General features: G+C 72.3%; 19 protein-coding genes. 10 read left to right on the forward strand and 9 right to left on the reverse strand.

Features of this window, described 5'->3' with window-relative positions:
- Positions 1-89: 89 nt before the first annotated feature.
- The gene (locus tag ABZ479_RS04425; RefSeq protein WP_500459826.1) at positions 90-1,061 is read right to left on the reverse strand and encodes a GlxA family transcriptional regulator; all 972 of its coding nucleotides are present in this window, start codon (positions 1,059-1,061) and stop codon (positions 90-92) included.
- 137 nt (positions 1,062-1,198) lie between these two features.
- On the opposite strand from ABZ479_RS04425, the gene ABZ479_RS04430 reads away from it, so the two are divergent.
- Together ABZ479_RS04430 and ABZ479_RS04435 are read left to right on the forward strand one after the other, a co-directional pair.
- Positions 1,199-1,837, forward strand: a complete 639-nt coding sequence (locus ABZ479_RS04430) for an HD domain-containing protein (protein ID WP_500459827.1) — start codon at positions 1,199-1,201, stop codon at positions 1,835-1,837.
- A gap of 188 nt (positions 1,838-2,025) precedes the next feature.
- On the forward strand, positions 2,026-2,949 hold the full coding sequence (locus tag ABZ479_RS04435; RefSeq protein WP_500459829.1) for an NADP-dependent oxidoreductase: 924 nt from the start codon (positions 2,026-2,028) through the stop codon (positions 2,947-2,949).
- 100 nt (positions 2,950-3,049) lie between these two features.
- Here ABZ479_RS04435 and ABZ479_RS04440 read toward each other — a convergent pair whose 3' ends face one another.
- Together ABZ479_RS04440 and ABZ479_RS04445 are read right to left on the reverse strand one after the other, a co-directional pair.
- The gene (locus ABZ479_RS04440; RefSeq protein WP_500459831.1) at positions 3,050-3,478 is read right to left on the reverse strand and encodes a pyridoxamine 5'-phosphate oxidase family protein; all 429 of its coding nucleotides are present in this window, start codon (positions 3,476-3,478) and stop codon (positions 3,050-3,052) included.
- 96 nt (positions 3,479-3,574) lie between these two features.
- Positions 3,575-4,159: a helix-turn-helix domain-containing protein gene (locus ABZ479_RS04445; protein ID WP_500459832.1), complete on the reverse strand. Its 585-nt coding sequence runs from the start codon at positions 4,157-4,159 to the stop codon at positions 3,575-3,577.
- 133 nt (positions 4,160-4,292) lie between these two features.
- On the opposite strand from ABZ479_RS04445, the gene ABZ479_RS04450 reads away from it, so the two are divergent.
- The 3 genes from ABZ479_RS04450 to ABZ479_RS04460 all read left to right on the forward strand — a co-directional run bounded on the left by ABZ479_RS04450 (position 4,293) and on the right by ABZ479_RS04460 (position 6,456).
- Entirely contained in the window at positions 4,293-5,129 is an 837-nt protein-coding gene (locus tag ABZ479_RS04450; RefSeq protein WP_500459833.1) for an EamA family transporter, read from the forward strand.
- A 63-nt stretch (positions 5,130-5,192) separates the two neighbouring features.
- Positions 5,193-5,900, forward strand: coding sequence for a B3/B4 domain-containing protein (locus ABZ479_RS04455; RefSeq protein ID WP_500459835.1), 708 nt, complete (start codon positions 5,193-5,195; stop codon positions 5,898-5,900).
- Between the two features lie 70 nt (positions 5,901-5,970).
- The gene (locus tag ABZ479_RS04460; RefSeq protein ID WP_500459836.1) at positions 5,971-6,456 is read left to right on the forward strand and encodes a MarR family winged helix-turn-helix transcriptional regulator; all 486 of its coding nucleotides are present in this window, start codon (positions 5,971-5,973) and stop codon (positions 6,454-6,456) included.
- A gap of 51 nt (positions 6,457-6,507) precedes the next feature.
- On the opposite strand, the gene ABZ479_RS04465 is transcribed toward ABZ479_RS04460, so the two are convergent.
- A complete protein-coding gene (locus ABZ479_RS04465) occupies positions 6,508-7,161 on the reverse strand; it encodes an FMN-dependent NADH-azoreductase (protein ID WP_500459837.1) in 654 nt (217 codons plus the stop codon).
- A gap of 156 nt (positions 7,162-7,317) precedes the next feature.
- Here ABZ479_RS04465 and ABZ479_RS04470 point away from each other — a divergent pair, with 156 nt between their 5' ends.
- Positions 7,318-7,983, forward strand: coding sequence for a nitroreductase (locus ABZ479_RS04470; protein WP_500459838.1), 666 nt, complete (start codon positions 7,318-7,320; stop codon positions 7,981-7,983).
- 41 nt (positions 7,984-8,024) lie between these two features.
- Here the strand turns inward: ABZ479_RS04470 and ABZ479_RS04475 are convergent, their stop codons facing one another.
- Both ABZ479_RS04475 and ABZ479_RS04480 read right to left on the reverse strand, forming a co-directional pair.
- Positions 8,025-8,246 carry a hypothetical protein gene (locus tag ABZ479_RS04475; RefSeq protein WP_500459839.1) on the reverse strand — a complete coding sequence of 74 codons (222 nt, stop codon included), beginning with the start codon at positions 8,244-8,246 and terminating at the stop codon, positions 8,025-8,027.
- Positions 8,247-8,412: 166 nt separating this feature from the next.
- Positions 8,413-8,769: an STAS domain-containing protein gene (locus ABZ479_RS04480; RefSeq protein ID WP_500459840.1), complete on the reverse strand. Its 357-nt coding sequence runs from the start codon at positions 8,767-8,769 to the stop codon at positions 8,413-8,415.
- Between the two features lie 470 nt (positions 8,770-9,239).
- Here ABZ479_RS04480 and ABZ479_RS04485 point away from each other — a divergent pair, with 470 nt between their 5' ends.
- Positions 9,240-9,911: a DUF4097 family beta strand repeat-containing protein gene (locus ABZ479_RS04485; protein ID WP_500459841.1), complete on the forward strand. Its 672-nt coding sequence runs from the start codon at positions 9,240-9,242 to the stop codon at positions 9,909-9,911.
- 215 nt (positions 9,912-10,126) lie between these two features.
- Here ABZ479_RS04485 and ABZ479_RS04490 read toward each other — a convergent pair whose 3' ends face one another.
- From ABZ479_RS04490 to ABZ479_RS04500, 3 genes are all read right to left on the reverse strand, one after another.
- Entirely contained in the window at positions 10,127-10,273 is a 147-nt protein-coding gene (locus tag ABZ479_RS04490) for a hypothetical protein (RefSeq protein WP_500459842.1), read from the reverse strand.
- 79 nt (positions 10,274-10,352) lie between these two features.
- Positions 10,353-10,757, reverse strand: a complete 405-nt coding sequence (locus ABZ479_RS04495; protein WP_500459843.1) for a VOC family protein — start codon at positions 10,755-10,757, stop codon at positions 10,353-10,355.
- A 227-nt stretch (positions 10,758-10,984) separates the two neighbouring features.
- Positions 10,985-11,362 (reverse strand): YidB family protein, encoded by a 378-nt coding sequence (locus ABZ479_RS04500; RefSeq protein WP_500459844.1) that lies wholly within the window; start codon positions 11,360-11,362, stop codon positions 10,985-10,987.
- A gap of 329 nt (positions 11,363-11,691) precedes the next feature.
- Here ABZ479_RS04500 and ABZ479_RS04505 point away from each other — a divergent pair, with 329 nt between their 5' ends.
- The 3 genes from ABZ479_RS04505 to ABZ479_RS04515 all read left to right on the forward strand — a co-directional run bounded on the left by ABZ479_RS04505 (position 11,692) and on the right by ABZ479_RS04515 (position 19,330).
- Positions 11,692-14,625 carry a helix-turn-helix transcriptional regulator gene (locus ABZ479_RS04505; RefSeq protein WP_500459845.1) on the forward strand — a complete coding sequence of 978 codons (2,934 nt, stop codon included), beginning with the start codon at positions 11,692-11,694 and terminating at the stop codon, positions 14,623-14,625.
- 446 nt (positions 14,626-15,071) lie between these two features.
- Positions 15,072-18,689, forward strand: coding sequence for a S8 family peptidase (locus ABZ479_RS04510; RefSeq protein WP_500459846.1), 3,618 nt, complete (start codon positions 15,072-15,074; stop codon positions 18,687-18,689).
- Entirely contained in the window at positions 18,689-19,330 is a 642-nt protein-coding gene (locus ABZ479_RS04515; protein ID WP_500459847.1) for a hypothetical protein, read from the forward strand. The genes ABZ479_RS04510 and ABZ479_RS04515 overlap by 1 nt, the downstream gene beginning before the upstream one ends.
- Positions 19,331-19,353 lie beyond the last annotated feature (23 nt).

A 19,353-nucleotide genomic window follows, 5' to 3' on the forward strand; every position in this document is an offset into this window, starting at 1 on the left:
TCCGGGTCGAAAAGGGCGGACCAATGATTGTGTGACTCCCGGCGGCACGGATCACCCCGCGTCGGCGAATTCCCGGTTCGGCCCCGGCGTCATGCCGGTTCGGCTCTTTGAGCCGTCCGGAACCTGCGCTGGAATGCGGCGGGGCTGATGGACATCCTCTTCGCGAAGACCCTGCGCATGCTCTCGTAACTGGGGAATCCGGCCAGCGATGCCACCTGGGTCGCGGTGTGCCCCTGGTCGAGCAATGCCTTTGCCATGTCGAACCGGATCGTTTCCACGTACCGGGCCGGCGTCGTGGACATTTCGTCGCGGAAGAGCCGGGTGAGATGCCGGGGACTCACATTGAGGTGCTTGGCGAGCTCGCCGACCGAGTGGTTCCCCGCGGGGTCGGCCGTCACCAGGTCGGCGATCCTCCGAATGGACGGCGACCGGGGCGGGGGTCCTTGCAGCGGCGCAGAGAACTGCGACTGACCGCCCGAGCGCTGCAGGTAGACCACGAGGGACCGGGCGACGTCACGGGTCAGGTCGGGGCCGTGGTCCTCCTCGACCAGGGCCAGCGCGAGGTCGATGCCGGCGGTCACGCCCGCGGAGGTGTAGGTGGCGCCGTCCCGGACGTAGATCGCGTCGGGCACCACGCTGCTCGTGCGGCACCGGGCGGCGAGTTCGTGGGTGACCTTCCAGTGCGTGGTCGCGCGCTTGCCGTCCAGGAGGCCCGCCGCGCCGAGCACGAACGCCCCGGTGCAGATGGAAGCGGTCCGGTCCGCCTCGACCGCCAGCGCCCGGGCCGCCTCGACCAGGTCACGGCCGATGGTGTTGCGCGGGTAGCGGTCCGTGCCGGGCACCACCAGTGTGTCGGGAGCCGCGTCGGTGGCGCCGCCGGCGACCGCGATCCGGACCCCGATGGACGAGGTGACGTCCTCCCCGGTCGGGGAAACCAGCACCACCTCGTAGTCCGCGCCGAGCCGGTTCGCCTCCGCGAACACCTCCGCGGGGCCGGCCATGTCCAGCAGCGTCACCCCGTCGTAGACGAGGATCACGACCCGGTGCGCGGCCGCGTCCACATGCCCGTTCTCCGCCCGTCCGGAAAGGTGTGGACCGTGGCCCGACCAGGGTGGCGCGGAAGGCCCGGTGGTCGGCAGTGTGGAAGACGGAAACACCTTCCATTGATAACACGCGCAGGTGAGGAAGTGCAGAGCTGATGACCGAGACCATCGCCGGGGTGGAGATTCCCGAAACGGCCGCGGCCGACCAGGCGACCCGCCTCGTCGAGGAGATGACCAGCCCCCTGATCTACCACCACTCCCGGCGCGTTTTCGTCTTCGGTGCCATTCACGCCCACCGGCTCGGCCTGAAGCCCGACCCGGAATTGCTCTACCTGTCCGCGATGTTCCACGACACCGGACTGATGACGCCCTTCTCCGACGCGGAACAGCGGTTCGAGGTCGACGGGGCCGACCACGCGCGGACCTTCATGCGGGAGCACGGATTCCCGGCCGCCGCCGCCGACACGGTCTGGACCGCCATCGCACTGCACACGACGCCAGGGATCCCCGACCGCATGGGCCCGGAGATCGCCCTCACGAATCTCGGCGTGCTGACCGACGTGCTCGGCCTGGGCCTGGACGAGCTGGACCCCGCCCGGGTCGAGGAGGTCACCGCCGTCCACCCGCGGGGCGACTTCAAGAACCAGTTCCTGCAGGCCTTCGTCGACGGCCTCGAGCACCGCCCGGAGACGACGATCGGGACGGTGAACTCGGACGTGCTGGAGCACTTCGTGCCCGGCTTCCGCCGCACGACCACGGTCGAGCGCATCCTCGGCGCTCCCTGGCCGAGCTGAGCAGGCGGCCACGGAAGGCGACGTGATGCACCCGGCAGGTCCGCACCGCCACGGTGGCGACAGCGGCCAGGGCGAGCGCGCGCTCGCCGGTCCACCTCCTGTACCGGGAGCGGTGGGGACTCCCGGTCACGACGCCGACGGCATGCCGCCGCACCGCCCTTCGAGAACCCCCCCGGAAAGGAAACCCCATGCAAGCCATCACCGTTCGGGACCGTGACGCCGGCGTCGGCGGGCTCGCCCTCACGGACCTGCCCCACCCGCACGCCGCCGAGAACGACGTCATCGTGCGGGTGCACGCCGCCGGCTTCACCCCGGGGGAACTCGACTGGCCGGCCACCTGGACCGACCGGGCCGGCCGCGACCGCACGCCGACCGTGCCCGGGCACGAACTATCGGGCGTCGTGACCGAACTGGGCTACGGCACCACGCGCCTGACCGTGGGCCAGCGGGTGTTCGGCCTGGCGGACTGGGCCCGCAACGGCTCCCTGGCCGAGTACGTCGCCGTCGAGACCCGCAACCTCGCTCCGCTGCCCGCGGACGTCGACCACACGGTGGCCGCGGCGCTGCCGATCTCCGGACTGACCGCGTGGCAGGCCCTGTTCGAGCACGGCCGTCTCGAGGCGGGTCAGACCGTCCTGGTCCACGGTGCCGCCGGCGGCGTCGGGTCCCTCGCCGTGCAACTCGCGCACGAGGCGGGCGCCCGGGTGATCGGCACCGGCCGTGCCGCCGACCGGGACACCGCCCACTGCCTCGGCGCGGACGTCTTCGTGGACCTGCAGAACGACCGGCTCGAGGACGTCGGGGCCGTGGACCTCGTCCTCGACGTGTTCGGCGGCGACATCCTCCAGCGCTCGACGGCGCTGGTGCGGAGCGGCGGCACGCTCGTCACGATCGCGGAGCCGCCGACCGTCCGGCCCGAAGGGGGCCGGGCCGTGTTCTTCGTGGTCGAGGTCGACCAGGCCCGTCTCGTGGACCTCGTCCGGCGGGTGCGGGACGGACGGCTCAAGCCGGTCGTCGGTGACGTGCGGCCGCTGGCCGAGGCCCCCGACGCCTTCGCCCGCGTCGGGCGCCGCCTTCCCGGCAAGACGATCATCAAGATCGCCGAGGACTGAGCCCGGGCGCGCACAGCGGTACGGCCGCACTCCCGGGGAGGCGGGCCCCGCGGGCCGGACGGTTCCGTCCGGCCCGGAGGGCTCCCCGCCTCGGAGCAGGTCAGTCGACCGTGCCCAGATCGGCGGTGAGCCAGCGTTCCGGCCGCATGCGCACCACGACGTGATCGGCGAGTTGCTCTTCCGCCATGGCCACGAACCTGTCGAGGGCCCCGCCCGAGAGGTAGCGTCCGGCCATCGCGCGATGGAGCGCGCCGCTCCCCTCGGTCACCTCGGTGACCGGTCCTTCGACCGAGACGTACCGGGGCGTCGGCTCGGTGCGCTGTACCAGCAGGCTGAAGCGGCCCGCCGCCCTGAGCAGCGTCATCTTCCGGGAGCCCGCGCCGGTGAGGATCCACGGCAGGCCGCCGGGCTCGTAGGAGTACCAGATCGGGACCATCAGCGGGCCGCGGTCGTCACCGGCCGCGACACCCAGCGCCGCCACATGCGGCTCGGACAGAAAGCTCTCCCGTTCCTCGCGTGAAAGTTCCATGCCCCGACTGTAGGCCCGCCCTCTGACGGTGCCTCCGCTCGCGTGCGCGGGGGACAGGGCGCCGGGTCCGGCAACCGCCCCTCGTGACCCGCGTCCTCAGGCGCCGGCGGGCGGGCCGGGCGGCAGGTGCACCGTCATGATCAAGTGGCAGGTCTCCGTGCCCGCACCGCGGTAGGCGTGGGCCGCGTCGCCTTCGAAGGTGGCGGTCTGCCCGGCTTCCACGGTGTGCTCGGTACCGTCGACGACCAGCGTCATCCGGCCCTGGGTGACGCTGACGGTCTCCACCACACCGGCCTGGTGGGGGTGGCTGGGGTACTCCTCGCCGGGCTCAAGCCGCCAGCGCCACACCTCGACGGGGGCCGGCCCCGACGTGGTCAGCATCAGGCGGGCCTGGCCGCCCTTCTCACCGGTCCACAGCGGGGTCAGGTCGTCGGCGGACACGACCCGGACACGGCCCTCGGAACCGCCCTCCATCAGCGCCGAGACGGAGACTCCGAGGGTGTCGGCCAGCCGCACCAGCGTGGCGAAGTTCGGATTGCCCTGGGCCTTCTCCAGCCCGACCAGCGCGCCCTTGCTGACCTGCGCGCGGCGGCCGAGTTCGTCCAGGGACAGGCCGGCCCGGGTCCGGGCGGCCCGGACGTTGTGTGCGAGCGTCCGCAGTGCTGTCTCGGCCTCGGCCATCCGTCGTCCCCGTTTCCCGTCTTCGTCGGTCGTCGGCGTACCAGTGGAATGAACCGTCCGGTCGGTTGACTGGCCCATGGTGGTTGATCCGATGTACGGTTCAGTCGTTCCACTGAATGGTAAGGGATGTGCCGTGATCGCTCTGCTGCTGGCCCTCGGCAGTTCGCTCGCCTACGGATGCGCCGACTTCCTCGGCGGCCTCGGCGCGCGCAAGGCCCATGTGCTGCGCACCGTGACGGTCGCGGCCCCGGCCGGCCTCGTCGTCGAGCTGCTGCTCTGGCCGTTCCTCGACGCGTCCTTCAGCGGCGGGGCGCTGGCCTGGGGCGCGGCGTCCGGGGTCGCCTCCGCCGCCGCGTTCGCCCTGCTCTACGGGACGCTGGCGATCGGCCCGATGAACGTGCTCTCCCCGGTGACCGCCCTGGTCTCCGCTGTGCTGCCGGTCGGGGTCGGCCTGCTGCAGGGGGAGCACCTGGGCCCGGCCGGCCTGGTGGGCCTGCCCCTCGCGCTGCTGGCGGTGGTACTCGTCAGCGCGGGCCACGGGGCCGGGTCCGCGCGGCCCTCACGTACCGCTCTGCTGATGGCCTTCGGCGCGGGCGCCGCCATCGCCCTCCAGCTGGTCTGCCTGCACCAGGCGCCCTCTGACAGCGGCATCGCACCGCTGATCGTCGGCCGGGCGGTCACCTCCGCGGTCACCCTGGCGGTGGCCGGCGCGCTGTCCCGCACGCTGGGCCCCGAGCGTCCCGCGTACGCGATCTCGGCCACCGCGGGCGGACTGGACTCGCTGGCGAACCTGCTCTTCCTGCTCGCCGCCCGCAGCGGCGACCTGGCGGTCGTCGCCGTGATCACCGCCCTCTACCCGGCCGGGACGGTCCTGCTCGCCCGCGGCGTACTGGACGAACGCATCCACCGCGGCCAGCTCGTCGGAATGGGCACCGCCGCCGCGGCCGTCGGCCTCCTCGCACTGACCTGACCTGCCCCGACCCGAGACCCGTCCCAATACCCCGTCACGACCCAGGAAACGGAAGCCCCGCACATGACCGCCTTCAGCCTCGACCCCGCCGTCGCCGACGCCTTCCCCGACACCCTCATCGCCCTGGTCACCGCCACCGGTCTGCGCGGCCGTCAACCCTGGCCCCGGACCACCACGGTCCTGGAGGACCTGGAACGGCAGCTCGGGGACGGCACATGGCACCCCGCCGACGAGACCGACCCCCGCGTCGAGGCCTGGCACACCGCCTACCGCTCCTTCGGCACCAACCCCCGCCGCGTCCGCCCCAGCGTGGACGCGCTCGGCCGCCGCCTCGCGAAGCGGGGCGCGCTGCCCCGCATCAACCCCGCGGTCGACACGTACAACGCCGTCTCCGTCCACCACGGCCTGCCCGCAGGCGCCTTCGACCTGGACAACGTCTCGGGCGACGTCGTCATCCGCCCCGCCGACGGCACCGAGACCTTCACCCCGCTCGGCGAACCCGGCACCGTCGAGCACCCGAAGCCCGGCGAGATCGTCTACGCGGACGCCGAGCGGGTCCTGACACGCCATTGGAACCACCGCGACGCCCACCACACCCGCGTCACCGAGGACTCCACGAGGGCCGTCTTCATCCTCGAGACCCTCCACGGATCGCGGGACGGCGACCTCCTCGAGGCCGCCGCCGAGGAACTGCGCGGCCTGCTGGCCCTCCACTCCGGTGAGACCGCCGTGCACCGCCTCACGGCGGCGCGGCTGCGGGTCTCCGTGTAGACGGTCGCGGAGGCGATTCGGTGTCGGTCGAGACGGTATCGAACGGAATCATGGCTGGTAGCGTGGGCGCGTGAGCACCCGCGTTCCGCCCGAAGGCACCGTCCCGCGCGCCACCGACCGGCCCGGCGACGCCTCCCCCTTCGCTCTGGGTCTCCTGCTGCGCCGGGCGCACTGGCGCGCGGCCGCGGTGATGTCCGAGGCGCTGCGGCCGCTGGGCATCGAGTTGCGCCACTTCGCCGTGCTGCTCGTCCTGGCCGACCGGGGTCCGACCGTGCAGCGCGACCTGGGGGTCGCGACCGGAACCGACAAGGCGGGGATCATGCGGGTCGTGGACGACTTGGAGCGCAAGGGGCTCGCCGTACGCAAGCCCGTCCCGGGGGACCGGCGGGTGCGGGCCGTGGAGATCACACCGCAGGGCATGGAGCTCTTCGACGCGGCGCATACGGCCGCCGCGCCGACGGCCGGGCGCCTGGTCGCCGAACTGGGCCCCGGTGAGCCCGAGTTGCTCGGCGAACTGCTGACTCGTTTCGCGCATCCGCGGGGCGGCGAAGCGTAGAGCGCGCGGCGCCCCGGGCCCACGCCGTGCCGCCCCGCCGGGGTTACCGCGTCACGCGGCGGAGAGACGCTTCGCCATCTCCCTGGCCTTGACGCCGGCGTCCTCGATCGCGCGCCTGCGGGAGGCCTCGTAGAGCGGGATCAGCTCCGACATGGCCGGATTCCGGGGGGCCAGCGTGAGCTCCGGCACGATGAAGTCCACCTCCAGGCCGAGCGAGCCGTGCAGCACCGCCTCCAGGTAGTTCTGCACGAACTCGTAGCCGTGACGCGGAGTGCCCGGAACGTAGGAGCCGCCCCGGCTGGCGACGACGAGGACCGGCTTGCCCTGGGCGGACGGGGTCTCACCCGAGGTGCGTCCGGGCACGATGACGCTGTCCAGCCAGGTCTTCAGGGTCGAGGGGATCGTGAAGTTGTACATGGGGGCACCGATCAGGAGCGCGTCGGCCCGCTCCAGTTCCTCGATGAGCTGCAGGCGCGTGGCGAACGCGGCCGCCTGTTCCGGGCTGTGCTCGGAGGGTGCGTGGAAGCCGGCGGACCAGGCGTCGGCGGTGATGTGCGGCACCGGGTCGGCGGCGAGGTCGCGGTGGACGACCTTGCCCTCCGGGTCCTCCTCCTGCCACGCCCTGCGGAACGCGGCGGCGACCGAACGGGAGGAGGAGGCCTCACCGGGGAAGACGGACGAGTCGAGGTGCAACAGCGTGGCCATGGACGTGCTCCAAAGGCAGGTGGCCCGGGGTGGTCACCGCGGGCAGCGGGTTCGTACCCGAGGTAGTCAAACACACTACCGTGTTGAATGAAACTATCTCACGTACTACAGTACCAAGGGTAACGATCATGAGCGCCGACGAAGGGGAGCGCATCCATGGACGTCTATGAGGCCGTCACGAGCAGGCGGGCTGTGCGCGCATTCCGTGACCAGCACGTGTCGCGGCAGGTGCTGGAACGGGTGCTGACGACCGCGGCCTGGGCGCCGTCGGCGTCGAACCTGCAGCCCTGGCACGCCTACGTGCTGGCCGGCGAGCCGCTGGAGCTGCTGAAGAAGCGGGCCGGTGAGCGCCTGGCCGCCGGTGAACCCTGGGACGAGCCGGAGTACGAGCAGTACCCGCCCGCACTGAAACCCCCGTACAGCGGGCGCCGGGCCGCCTTCGGCGAGCAGCGCTACGGCGCGCTCGGCATCGCGCGCGACGACCAGGAGGCGCGCCACAGGGCCGCCTCCGCCAACTGGCAGTGCTTCGGCGCGCCCGTCGCCCTGTTCTGCTACATCGACCGCGACATGGGCGGGCCCCAGTGGTCCGATGTTGGCATGTACCTGCAAACGGTGATGCTACTGCTCCGCGCCGAGGGGTTGCACAGCTGCACCCAGATGGCGTGGGCGAAGTACCACGCGACGGTCGCGGAGATCCTGTCACCCCCGGACGAGCTCATCCTCTTCTGCGGCATGTCGATCGGATTCGAGGACGCGTCGGACGCGTCCGCCCGTACGGGCCGGGCGCCGCTGGACGAGACGGTTACCCTGCTGGGGAGCTGAGTCGCGGCGCCCTGCGGTCGGCGGCGCAGGTCCGCGTATGTCTAGAGCCGGGTCATGACCCGGACCGCGGCCTTCTCGCTGGCGTATCCCTCGAGGGCCGCCCACTCGGCGACGTCGAATGGCCAGTCCGCGTCCGCGTACGCGATGACGACGTGCCGGCCGTCCTGCCGGACGGTGTGGTGCGGGTCGCCGGGCGCGGTCCCGGCGGCCACGACAGCGGCGGCCGAGGAGGCGTCGCGGCACTTGAGGCGGGTCTCGGGCATGGTCAGCGCTCCACGTTCGCTGGTCGGCGTGTCGGGCGGTGCTCGTCCGGAGCCTAGTCCGAGGGGCGGTCGCCTTCCTGCCGGATGCCGCATTCGGCGCAGAATCGCCCCCCCTCACCCCCCTCGGCGCCTGGGTGACGTCGCGTGAGCGGCGGGCCGCGAGCCCTCAGCAGCAGGCGCCGACCGCGCTGTCGGGGGCCGCGGGTTCGGCGCGGTGGAGGATGCGGAACAGGTCCCGTGTCCCCGTGAGGTCCAGAACGCGTTCTGCTTGGTGCCGCAGGCCGGTGAGTTCGAGCGCGCCCTTCTCGGCCTCGGCGCGGAGGCGGAGGTTCAGCAGCATGTTGAGACTGGTGGAGCCGACGAACGTGACGCCCGTGAGGTCCACGCGCAGGGTCCTGCCCTCGAACCGCAACGCGTCGGTGACGGCCGTGACCTGAGGGCACGTCTCGAGATCGAGTTCGCCGGCCAGCGCGATCGTCGTCCGCGCGGGTACCTCACTGAGGCTGATGCCGATGCGTTGCACGGGAACCACCGTTCGGGTCAGAGCCCATCACGGTCGGCTCCCGCTCGGAAAGCGGCCGTAAGGCAGGCGACTTGGTGCCGCCCACAGTCGAGCGAGACCACCCGTACCATCCTTCGGCCACGTGACGTGACCGCTCGGTGGCGCGGGGTCCCTCACCAGGCCAGGCTGGTCACTTCGACCCTTGCACACCGGCGCTCCCGATACCAGGCCCCCTCGCGTGCGCCGGCCCTGTTCTGGCCGCGCTGGCCGTGTCGGCGCACGCGGAGCGTTCATTGTCCACTCATTGCAACGAATCCGGTCGCGGCGTTGCGTTGAATGTGTAGCCATTGCAATGAATTCGCTGCAAAGAGCTGCGAAAATAGGTGACTTGAGCAATATGTTTGTTGCCAGATCAGAGAATGCAACGTAGCGTTTCTGGTGTCGGAAACAGCGGGGCGCATGAGCGCCCGACGTACGCGAAGGAGAGCACGATGCAGAAGTTCGACACGCCCGCCCCGGTCTCGGCCGTCCTTGCCGTTCCCGCTGGACGCATCCGGTTCATCGCCGCCGAACGGGCCGACACCACCGTCGAGGTCCGGCCCGCGGACGCCGCCAAGAGCCGGGACGTAAAGGCGGCGCAGCGGACCGGGATCGCCTACGCCGACGGCGTCCTGCGGATCGAGGCCCCCGCGGCGGAGAACCGGATCCTCGGTGCCTCCGGGTGCGTCGAGGTGACGGTCCGGCTGCCCGCCGGTTCCCGCGTCGAGGCGAAGACGGCCGTCGCCGAACTCCGCGGCGTGGGAAGGCTCGGCGACGTCGTCGTGGAAGGGCATCGGGCCGCGGTCGAGCTCGACGAGACCGGGAGCGCCCGCATCGCCCTCCTGGCCGGCGACGTGTCGGTGGGCCGCCTCGGCGGCCCGGCGGAGATCAGCACCCAGAAGGGCGACCTCCAGGTCGCCGAGGCCGTACGCGGCACCGTCACCCTGCGCACCGGGCACGGCGGGATCTCGGTCGGCGCCGCACGCGGGGTCTCCGCCTCCCTCGACGCTGCCACCTCCTACGGCCGGATCCACGACGCCCTGCGGAACACCGACGGAGCCGACACTGGCCTGAACGTCCGCGCGACCACCGCCTACGGAGACATCACCGCCCGCAGCCTGTAGGGCGGGGGGCGGTGGGAGCACCCCTCACGACCGGCCCGGCAGGAGCGATTCTCACACTGCCGGGTCCGCGGGTCCCTGGGACCGCCGTTGCGATGCGGCGGTCCCACGTCATGCCGGCAACCGTACGAGCGAGGGCTTGACCCTGCGTCGGTCATCCGCGGTGCGACGCGTCCGTCCCCCACCCGGTCCCTCGGCCCGGCAGCCTGCACCGACCTCTACCGAACGGCCTCGTCGCGTTCGACCGCGGCGATCGCGCTGCGGCGCCATCGCGGGATCGCGATCGCGGACACGACCAGTGTCAGGCCCGCCAGCACGGGCACTCCGTAGATGAGCGCGGCGACGGCATGTCCCATCGATTCCACGTTCCCTCCCTGCGCGCGATCGTAGTGCCCGCGCCCACCGGAGTTCCGGTGCCCTCCGGGCCGTGGCCGTACGCCTCCGTCACCCGGCCGCGGCGAGCGGGGGCAGGGGCCGCAGCCGTCGGCGCAGGAGGCAGAATTCGTTGCCCTCCGGGTCGGCCAGGACGTACCAGGCCTCGCTGCCGGTCTGGCCGACGTCGGCGTGCGTGGCGCCGAGGGCGAGCAGCCGCTCCAACTCGGCGCCCTGGTCGCGGTCGGTGGCGTTGACGTCGAAGTGCAGCGGGAGCTTCGCGGCCCGCGGATCGCTGCTGGGGCTGAGGACGAGGGTGGGCTGTGGACCGCCGAAGCCGGCGTCGGCCGGCCCGATCTCGATGCTTCCGTCGTCCTCCCGGCCGAGTTCGACGTAGCCGAGGACCTCGCTCCAGAACGCCGCGAGCCGTTCGGGGTCGGTGGCGTCGATGACCAACTCGCTGATGCGGCATGCCATGCCCGGCAGTCTAGGCAGGCGCGAACGCCGAGGGAGGGCGCGTCCGCGTCATCCGGATGGAGTGGACGGCGGACCGATTCGCCTGCTTCGCCCGGCGAGGAGCGGCCGGAACCCGCCGCGGGGCCAGAGGACTTGGATCGCGGATGCACCCCGAGGCGGTCGTGGGAGGGCCGGCGTCACGGGTGGGTGATGCCGGCCCTCCGGCTGTCTGCCGTCCGTGCCGGCGCTCAGCCGCGGCGGTCGCCGAACGAGTGGCCCAGCGCGTCGATGACCGACTTCTTGTGGTCGTCGATGGAGGACGGTTCGATGCTGCTGCTCCGAACGTCGATCTTGCCGTCGGGAGACGCCTTGTCGATGACCTCGGGCAGCTCCGCCGCGAGGGCCTCGGGCTTCACGCCCGCCTGCCTGCTGGCTTCGGCGACCTTGTCGGCGCCGAAGGCGTTCTCGATCTGCTTGGTGGTCACCGGTTCGTTGGGACCGTTGCCGAGCCACGAGTCGACGACGCCCTTGAGGCCGCTGTCGCTCAGGAACTTCGTCGCACCTTCGAGCAGCGCTTGCAGCTCGCTCATCATGCCGCCGCCGCTGCTCCTGGTGGGGTCAGCCATGGGTTGCTCCCGTGCTTGTGGTCTGTGCGGGCGACGCGCGGCGCTGTGGGACGCTGCGCCGGTCGGCATCGGGGGTGGGCCGACATGCTGTTGTCGCAGGTCGCGCACGGTGTCGCCTCGCTCGTACACCCCCTTCCAGGCCAGCACGAGGTGCCCCGGGCCGCCGTGCCGATTAGGCCGAACGGGTGACGCGCCGGGCTCCCGGGGGGCTCCGGCGGGGCCCCGGATCACCCGTCGTTCTACTGTCCGAGCCGATGCCGCCACCCGGATGATCTCCCGCGGATAGGGTCGGCACTGGCGCAGCGGCGGTCGACTGAGGGGGCACGAGGGTGGCTGGACGGGTCCGTACCGAAGCCGGTGACCTGCCGGCGCTGTCCGCGCCGCGGTTGGTCGGCCGGGACGTGGAGCTGGACACGCTGGCCTCGGCGCTCGGGCGGACCCCCGCGGTGGTCCTGCTCGACGGTGAGGCCGGCATCGGCAAGACCCGGCTGCTGCGCGAGTTCCTGGCGGCCCAGGCCGAACGCGGGCGGCGCTCCCTGGTCGGGGCCTGCCCGGAGCTGCGGGTGCCGTACACGCTGGGCGCGGTCGTGGACGCCGTGCGTGACGGCGTTGACAACGTTGTCAGGCTGCGGCTGAGCGGGCTGGGCGGCGCACTGCGGCCGCTGTTCCCCGAGTGGGCCGACGAGCTGCCCCCGGCGCCGGAGCCGCTGGAGGACGCGACCGCCGCACGGCACCGGCTCTTCAGCGCCTTCGTCGAACTCCTCGGCCGGCTCGACGTCGCGGTGCTGGCGATCGAGGACGTGCACTGGGCCGACGAGGCGACGCTGGAGTTCCTGCTCTTCCTGCTCTCCCGCCGACCGCAGGCGCTCAGCGTGGTGCTGACCTACCGGCGGGAGGAAGTGCCGGCCGATTCCCTGCTGCTGCGGCTGACCTCGCGGCCGCCCGCCGGCGCGCACCTGGTGAGGCTGACGCTGAAGCCCCTGGACGTCGGCGAGACCGCCTCCTTGGTGTCGTCGATGCTCACCGGGGGCCCTGTCTCGACCGAGTTCGCGGCGTTCCTGCACGCGCGCACCGACGGCGTGCCGCTGGCGGTGGAGGAGTCGGTACGGCTCATGCACGACCGGGCCGACCTGGTCCACCGGGACGGCGGGTGGGCACGGCGCCGGCTGGACCACATCGAGGTGCCGCCCACGATCCGCGACGCCATGCTCGAACGCGTCCAGCGGCTCCGGCCCGCGACCCGCACCGTCCTCTACGCGGTGTCGGTGCTCTCGGGCCCGGCCGACCACGCCACCCTGAGGGCCGTCAGCGGCCTGCCCGACGACGGGTTCGCCGTGCCGGCCGCCGAAGCGCTCGGCTGCGGCCTGCTGCGTGAGGACAGACCCGGGCAGTGGTCGTTCCGCCACCCGCTGGCGTGCCACGCCGTGTACGACGCCATCCCGGCCGAGGAGCGGCGCGGCATGCACCTGCGGGCGGGCCGGGCGCTGGAGCGGTGGCCGGTGCCGCCGGTGGCCCAACTGGCCCGGCACTACCGGCTGGCCGGCGAGGCCGGCCCGGCGTGCCGGTACACCGAGCGGGCGGCCGAGCTCTGCCTCCAGTCCGGGGACGCGGCCACCTCGGCGCTGCTGCTGCACAGCCTGGTCACCGGCGTGGTCCTTCCCGCGGAGTCGTTGGTGCGACTGGTGACGAAGATCCAGTTCCAGGCGCTGCCCGGCTCCGACCCGTACTCGCGGACCATCGACTCGCTCCGGTCGGCCCTCGCACGTCAGGTCCTGACGCCTGATCAGCAGGCCATGCTCCGGTTCCAGATCGGCCGGGTGCTCATGGTGGCCGGCGAGATCGAGGCCGGGCGCGGCGAGGTCCTCGCGGCGGTGCCCCATCTCCCGCCGGACTCACCGGAGGCGGCGCGCGCCCGCGTCCTGCTCGCCCTGCCCCTGGGGAACGCGCGGCCTGTGGCGGAACACCTGCGGTGGCTGCGGGAGGCACCGCCCCCGGCCCGGTCGATGGCCTCCCTGGACCGGCTGCGGCTGTCCGTGGAACGCGCCTTCGCGCTGTTGATGCTCGGCGAGGAGAGCGGCTGGGAGGCGGCCCGGCGGATACCGGACGACGTCCTGGACCCGCGGGAGGCGTCCATCGTCGCGATAGGCCACACCAACGTCGGCGAGGAGGCCACGCGGTGGGGACGGTACGACGAGGCCGGGGCGCGACTGGCCAGGGCCCGGGCACTCGCGGAACGCCACCAGCTGCTGGACTACCTCGACAGCATCGCCTCCTCCCGGGCCCACCTCGACTGGTTCACCGGCGCCTGGTCCGGACTCGCCGAACGGACGGCACGCCTGGTCGACGACGACAGCGGCGTACGGCTGAAGGACCGCTGCGAGGCGGCCCTGGTGGCCGGCCTGATGCGGGCCGCCGCCGGGGACCGGGAGGCGGCGGAGGAGCGTCTGCGCTTCGCCGGGCGCGACGACCAGCAACGCATCGAAGCCGCCGCCGCGCTCGCCCAGTTGTGCCTGCGTGACGGCGACGTCGACGGAGCGCTCCGCCTCACCGACCAGCCGGCCGAGATCGCCGTCGGCAGCGGACTCTGGTCCCGCGCCGTCGACTTCGCCCCGGCACGCGTCGCAGCCCTGGTCGCCGCCGGCCGGCTCGGCCGTGCCGCCGACCTGGTGGACACCTTCGCCGCGGCCCTGGGTGACCGGGACGCCCCCGCGCCGCAGGCGTCCCTGCTCCTGTGCCGCGCCATCGTGGCGGAAGCCGGTGGAAGCCTCGCGGAGGGCGCGGCGCTGTTCCGCCGGGCGGCCGCCGCGTGGGAGGCGCTGCCGCGCCCGTACGACGCCCTGCTGGCCCGGGAGCGCTCCGCCCGCTGCCTGCTCGCCGACGGCCGGGAGGAGGCCGGGCTGCCGCTGCTGTCCGAGGTCGCGCGGGCGCTGTCGGAACTCGGCGCGCACTACGACGCCGACCGCATCACCCGCTTCCTCGGCACACGGGCCGGGGGCGCCCCCGCGGCGGCGCGCGGCCGGGGACGTCCCGGGTACGGCGACCGGCTCTCGCCGCGTGAACTGGAGGTGGCCCGCCTCCTGGTCGGCGGCATGACGAACCGTCAGATCGCGGACGTGTTGGTGGTGTCGGCGCAGACCGTCGCCAGTCAGGTCAGGTCGGCGATGCGCAAGCTGCACGTGACGTCGCGGACGGCGCTCGCGATCAGGGTGGTCGAGTCGGGCCTGGTCGGCGGGTTGAGGCAACCGTCCCCGGTCGACGAGTGAATTCCGAGGGCCGCCCCGGGCACGAAGAAAAGCCCCGGCGCTCGCGGCGGGATTAAATCCCGCATCTGACCAATCGAGCCGGGGCCGGGCCCGGTCGCACACTCGTGCCCATGTTGCCCGCAGAACCGCCCACACCCCGACCGGCCGACGCCCCGGCCGTCTCGGCTCGCCGTGCGAAGGACGAACCGGTTCCGGCAGGACCGCAGGCCGCGCGGGCCGACGCCCCGACCACCGAGGACGCGGGTGATGCCGCCGTTGCCGGCGAGTACGAACCGCTCTAGTTCGACGAGGTCCCGGCCGGCCGTGGAACGCCGTCGTTCCGCCCGCCTCCCACGCCGGACCTCCCGTACCTCCCGACCTCCCCGATCCTGCCCGTCATCCATCGCACAGGAGACCCATAGATGAGGCCAAGAGCAAGGAAGCGTCTCGGCAGACGCCTTGGCGCGGTGACCGTCGGTCTGACCGTCTTCGGCATGGTCGTGTCGACGACGGCGACCCAGGCCGCCGAGCCGGCCCGGCAGACCCCGTCCTCCGGCGTCGTACGGACGGACAGCCCGACCGCGATCGCCGGCCACGACCTGGCGCGGGTCGTCGCCGCGTCCGGCGGGTCCGTCTCCGTCACGCTGATCACCGGCGACACGGTGCACATCGGTGTCGACGACAAGGGCACGCCGGTCGTCCGCGACACCGAGAGCGCGGCACGTCCCGACGGAATCCCGGTCGTGTTCCACACCATCACGCGACAAGGCAAGGTGTACGTCGTGCCGGACGACGCCCTCGCGCTGGTCGGCAAGGGACTCCTCGACTGGTCGCTCTTCGACCTGGGCGAGTTGGTGTCGCTGGTCGCGGCGGGCAAGGGCGACGCGGTGCCGGTGCTCGTCACCTACACCGGCACCGCCGGTGCCGAGAAGACGCGCAAGGTCGCCGGGGCATCCGGCGGCAGGTCGCTCCCCAGCATCAACGGGCGCTCGCTGAACATCGCCGACGGTGGCCGCTGGTGGCGTGAGGTGCGGGGCAAGACGGCCTCCAACTCCGCCGCCGCCCGGTCCGCCGGTTCCCTGGCCGGGGTCGAGAAGGTCTGGCTCAACGGCCTGGCCCATGTCGACCTCGAGCAGTCGGTCCCGCAGATCGGGGCACCCGTCGCCTGGGAACGCGGCTACGACGGCACCGGCGTGACCGTCGCGGTGCTGGACACCGGGATCGACGCCACCCACCCGGACGTCGCCGGAAGCATCGCCGGGAAGGTCGACTTCACCGGCAGTCCCTCTGGCACCAAGGACGGGCACGGACACGGCACCCATGTCGCGTCCACGGTGCTTGGCAGCGGCGCGGCGTCCAAGGGGTTGCGCAAGGGTGTCGCCCCCGGCGCCAAGCTGCTGGTCGGCAAGGTCTGCGACGACAACGGGCAGTGCCCCGACGACGGGATCATCGCGGCGATGGACTGGGCCGCCCACTCGGGGGCCAAGGTCGTCAACATGAGCCTGGGCGGCGAGCCCACGGACGGCACCGACCCGCTCAGCCAGGCGCTCAACGAGCTGAGCCGTGAGACCGGGACCCTGTTCGTGGTCGCGGCGGGGAACTCGGGCTTCTTCCCCAAGAAGGTCGTCTCCCCGGGCTCCGCAGATGACGCCCTGACCGTGGCGGCCGTCGACAAGAACGGCGAGATGGCCGCCTTCTCCAACCGCGGACCGCGGATCGGGGACGGCGCCGCCAAGCCCGACATCGCGGCCCCGGGCGTCGCCATCGTCGCGGCACGCGCCGCCGGCACGGCCATGGGCACCGTGGTGGACCAGTACTACACGGCTTCCGACGGCACCTCGATGGCCACCCCGCATGTGGCCGGTGCCGCCGCGATCGTCGCCCAGCAGCATCCGGAGCTGACCGGTCAGCAGATCAAGGCGCTGCTGATGGACACCGCCACCGACCTGGGGCACGACGTGTACGCCCAGGGCAGGGGCCTGGTGGATCTCGCGACGGCGACCAATCCGCGGATCGTCCAGAAGGGGAACCTGAACTTCGGCCGCCTGACCTACCCGCACTCGGCGGTGACGAAGAAGATCACGTACACCAACCGCGGCGACCGGGCGACCACGCTGCACCTCACGACGCCGGTCTCCTACGCCGACGGGAAGCCCGCCGCGGCAGGGCTGGTCACCGTCAGCACGGACGAGGTGGTCGTTCCCGCGGGCGGGTCCGCCGAGGTGTCGGTGACGCTCGACGGCAGGGTGCTCGGCCCCGACGCGGACTTCGGCGCCTACAACGGGCTGCTGAGCGCCCGGGACGACTCCGGCGACATACGGCTGAGTTCGGGGGTGCACACCTTCGTCGAAGCGCAGAAGTTCCCGCTGACCCTGAACGTCGTCGCGCCTGTGGGTGCCACCGACGTCCGCTACGGCAGCGCCACCTTCATGCCGGTCGACGACCAAGTGCACCTGCACGCGGGTCCGGTCCACGAGACCGGTGCGGCCACGACGACCGAGCAGCTCTTCCGCGGCACCTACGCGGTGGAGATGCCGGTCAGCTGGCGGGACGCGACCGGCGAGTGGCAGCAGGCCGACCCGATCGCACCGGAGGTCGGCCTCACCAAGGCGACCACGGTCACGCTGGACCTGCGCAAGGCCAAGCCCCTGAGCGTGCGGTACCCGGAATCCACCGAAACCTACGCGGCGATCGACTACGTCAACCGCGTGTCGGCGACCGGGGCTTGGGCGATGCTCACGAATCTCTTCGCCGACTACAAGGCCGACGACCCGAACTGGTGGGTGCTGCCCACGGGCAAGGTGAGCACGGGCACCCTCACCCACGACTTCTACAGCTCGCGCACGACTCCTGTCGTCACGCTGCGCGCCACCGGCGGCGGTGCCCCCGCCGCCCTGTCCGCCCGCTACGTGACCCCGAACGCCGTGCTGAGCGAGACCCAGGGCTGGCTCCGCGACAACGGGGACCCGAGCACCCGTGAAGCCGCGATCCCGGTGCCCCGACTCCCGGTCAGGGGCCGGCTGTCGGTGGTCCACGCCGGCACCGGGTCGGCCGCGGAACTCGCGGACGTCGACGCCCGGGGCAAGCTCGTACTCCTGACGCCGACCGACATCTGTCAGGACACCTGCGACTACCCGAAGCTCCGGGACGAGCGGGTGGCAGCGGCAGCCGCCGCCGGCGCGGTCGGCGTCCTGGTCGCGGCACCGGGCCTCACCTCGCTGGGCAGCCCCGCGACCTTCGACCAGTGCGTGGACGGGCCGAAGAGCTGCCCGGAGATCCGGGCGTACGCCGCACTGCCCATCGTGTCGGTGCCGTACGCGGAGGCCGAGGGCCTGATCAAGCGGATCAAGGCCGCCCGGTCGCACGTCAGGATCAGTCTCGGCGGCAGCGTCGTGCCGAGGGCATATGTCGCGCGGTACCACGACGACGGACAGATCCGGTCGAACGACTACCGGGTCGGCAAGGGCGACCTCGACCGCGTCGACCTCTCCTTCCACGCGGCACGGCCCGGAGCGGTCCACCAGCTGAGCTGGCGGCAGTACTTCAAGGGCGCCACCAACCCGTCGCACCTGGCCCTTCCGGAGCCGTCCACCCGTCAGACCATGACGACCTTCGTCAAGCGTCAGGACAACTCCATCAGCCGCTTCTCCGCCTCCTGGGCCGACCAGGGAGCGGACTCGTTCGTGGAGCACAACCGCTCCGAGATGAACGACCTGGTCCCCACCGGCAGAAATGAGATCCACTGGAACGCGGGGCCGGCCGTGCCGGGGGCCGCGTCGCAGCTGCGGACCGAATCCGGCTTCTCGGTCGGGGCCGGACCGTGTGCGGGCTGCCGGCAGGGGGACACCTTCTACCCCAGCATCTTCCTGACGGGCAGCGGCGGCGGCCGTCAGGCGCTCATCGGCATCGTCGGCGACGAGCTCATCGAGCACAACTTCATCGAGATCCCGACCTGCGGGGCGGCTCCCTCGCCCACCTTGCCGAACCTCGACTCCGTCTGCGACTTCACGCTGCTGAACGCGTCGGGTGACGAAGTCGAGCGTCGCTCACTGCACCTCCCCGACCAGAACTGGGACACCCTGTGATGGCACTCGAAACCGCTGAGGAGATCTGCGCGATGAACACCCGTGTGCCGTCGGCGCGGCGCCGCAGAGGAGCCCTCATGGTGCTCGCGGCCGCCGTGGCCCTGTCGCTCTCCGGCTGCAAGGGCGGTGACCTCGTCTCCTACGACCTTCCGGCGAAGTCGGCCCGGTACACGTTCGAGGCGAAGACCAACGACGTCAAGACGGTGTGGGAGTACACCTCCGCCAAAGCGACCAAGGACGAGGCCCCGGAGCTGAGCCCGTGCATGGGTGAGGTGCTCGCCGGCGACACGGCGCCGTGCCGGCCGGAGCCGCTGATCTTCCTGCGCTACGACTTCGGCCTGGCCCTGGACAACACCGTCGAGGCCGGGGCGGCCCACGAGGTCACCGTCACCGGCTACTACCAGGAACGCCTCACCGCCCTGCCCAAGGTGACGTCCCTGAAGGCGGAGACCAGCTTCGACGGCGGCAGGACCTGGCGCCCGGCCACCACCCGGGCCGCCGGGAAGAACACCTTCACCACGACGGTCAAGAACCCCCGGCGGGACCAGGCCGCCAAGGGGGTCGGACTGAGGATCAGCGCGACCGACAGTCAGGGCAACACCGTCCGCCAGACCATCCCGACGGCGTACACGCTGCGCTGACGGCAACCCGCCCCCGGACACGG

The sequence above is a fragment of the Streptomyces sp. NPDC005722 genome (assembly GCF_040630935.1).
Lineage (GTDB): Bacteria > Actinomycetota > Actinomycetes > Streptomycetales > Streptomycetaceae > Actinacidiphila.

Excerpts from the sequence above, each read along its gene's own strand:
- ABZ479_RS04485 (WP_500459841.1), top strand. The coding sequence starts at position 9,240 with ATGCAGAAGTTCGACACGCCCGCCCCGGTCTCGGCCGTCCTTGCCGTT.
- ABZ479_RS04455 (WP_500459835.1), top strand. The coding sequence starts at position 5,193 with ATGACCGCCTTCAGCCTCGACCCCGCCGTCGCCGACGCCTTCCCCGAC.
- ABZ479_RS04515 (WP_500459847.1), top strand. The coding sequence starts at position 18,689 with ATGGCACTCGAAACCGCTGAGGAGATCTGCGCGATGAACACCCGTGTG.
- ABZ479_RS04475 (WP_500459839.1), bottom strand. The coding sequence starts at position 8,246 with ATGCCCGAGACCCGCCTCAAGTGCCGCGACGCCTCCTCGGCCGCCGCT.
- ABZ479_RS04445 (WP_500459832.1), bottom strand. The coding sequence starts at position 4,159 with ATGGCCGAGGCCGAGACAGCACTGCGGACGCTCGCACACAACGTCCGG.
- ABZ479_RS04430 (WP_500459827.1), top strand. The coding sequence starts at position 1,199 with ATGACCGAGACCATCGCCGGGGTGGAGATTCCCGAAACGGCCGCGGCC.
- ABZ479_RS04435 (WP_500459829.1), top strand. The coding sequence starts at position 2,026 with ATGCAAGCCATCACCGTTCGGGACCGTGACGCCGGCGTCGGCGGGCTC.
- ABZ479_RS04470 (WP_500459838.1), top strand. The coding sequence starts at position 7,318 with ATGGACGTCTATGAGGCCGTCACGAGCAGGCGGGCTGTGCGCGCATTC.
- ABZ479_RS04495 (WP_500459843.1), bottom strand. The coding sequence starts at position 10,757 with ATGGCATGCCGCATCAGCGAGTTGGTCATCGACGCCACCGACCCCGAA.
- ABZ479_RS04440 (WP_500459831.1), bottom strand. The coding sequence starts at position 3,478 with ATGGAACTTTCACGCGAGGAACGGGAGAGCTTTCTGTCCGAGCCGCAT.
- ABZ479_RS04465 (WP_500459837.1), bottom strand. The coding sequence starts at position 7,161 with ATGGCCACGCTGTTGCACCTCGACTCGTCCGTCTTCCCCGGTGAGGCC.
- ABZ479_RS04500 (WP_500459844.1), bottom strand. The coding sequence starts at position 11,362 with ATGGCTGACCCCACCAGGAGCAGCGGCGGCGGCATGATGAGCGAGCTG.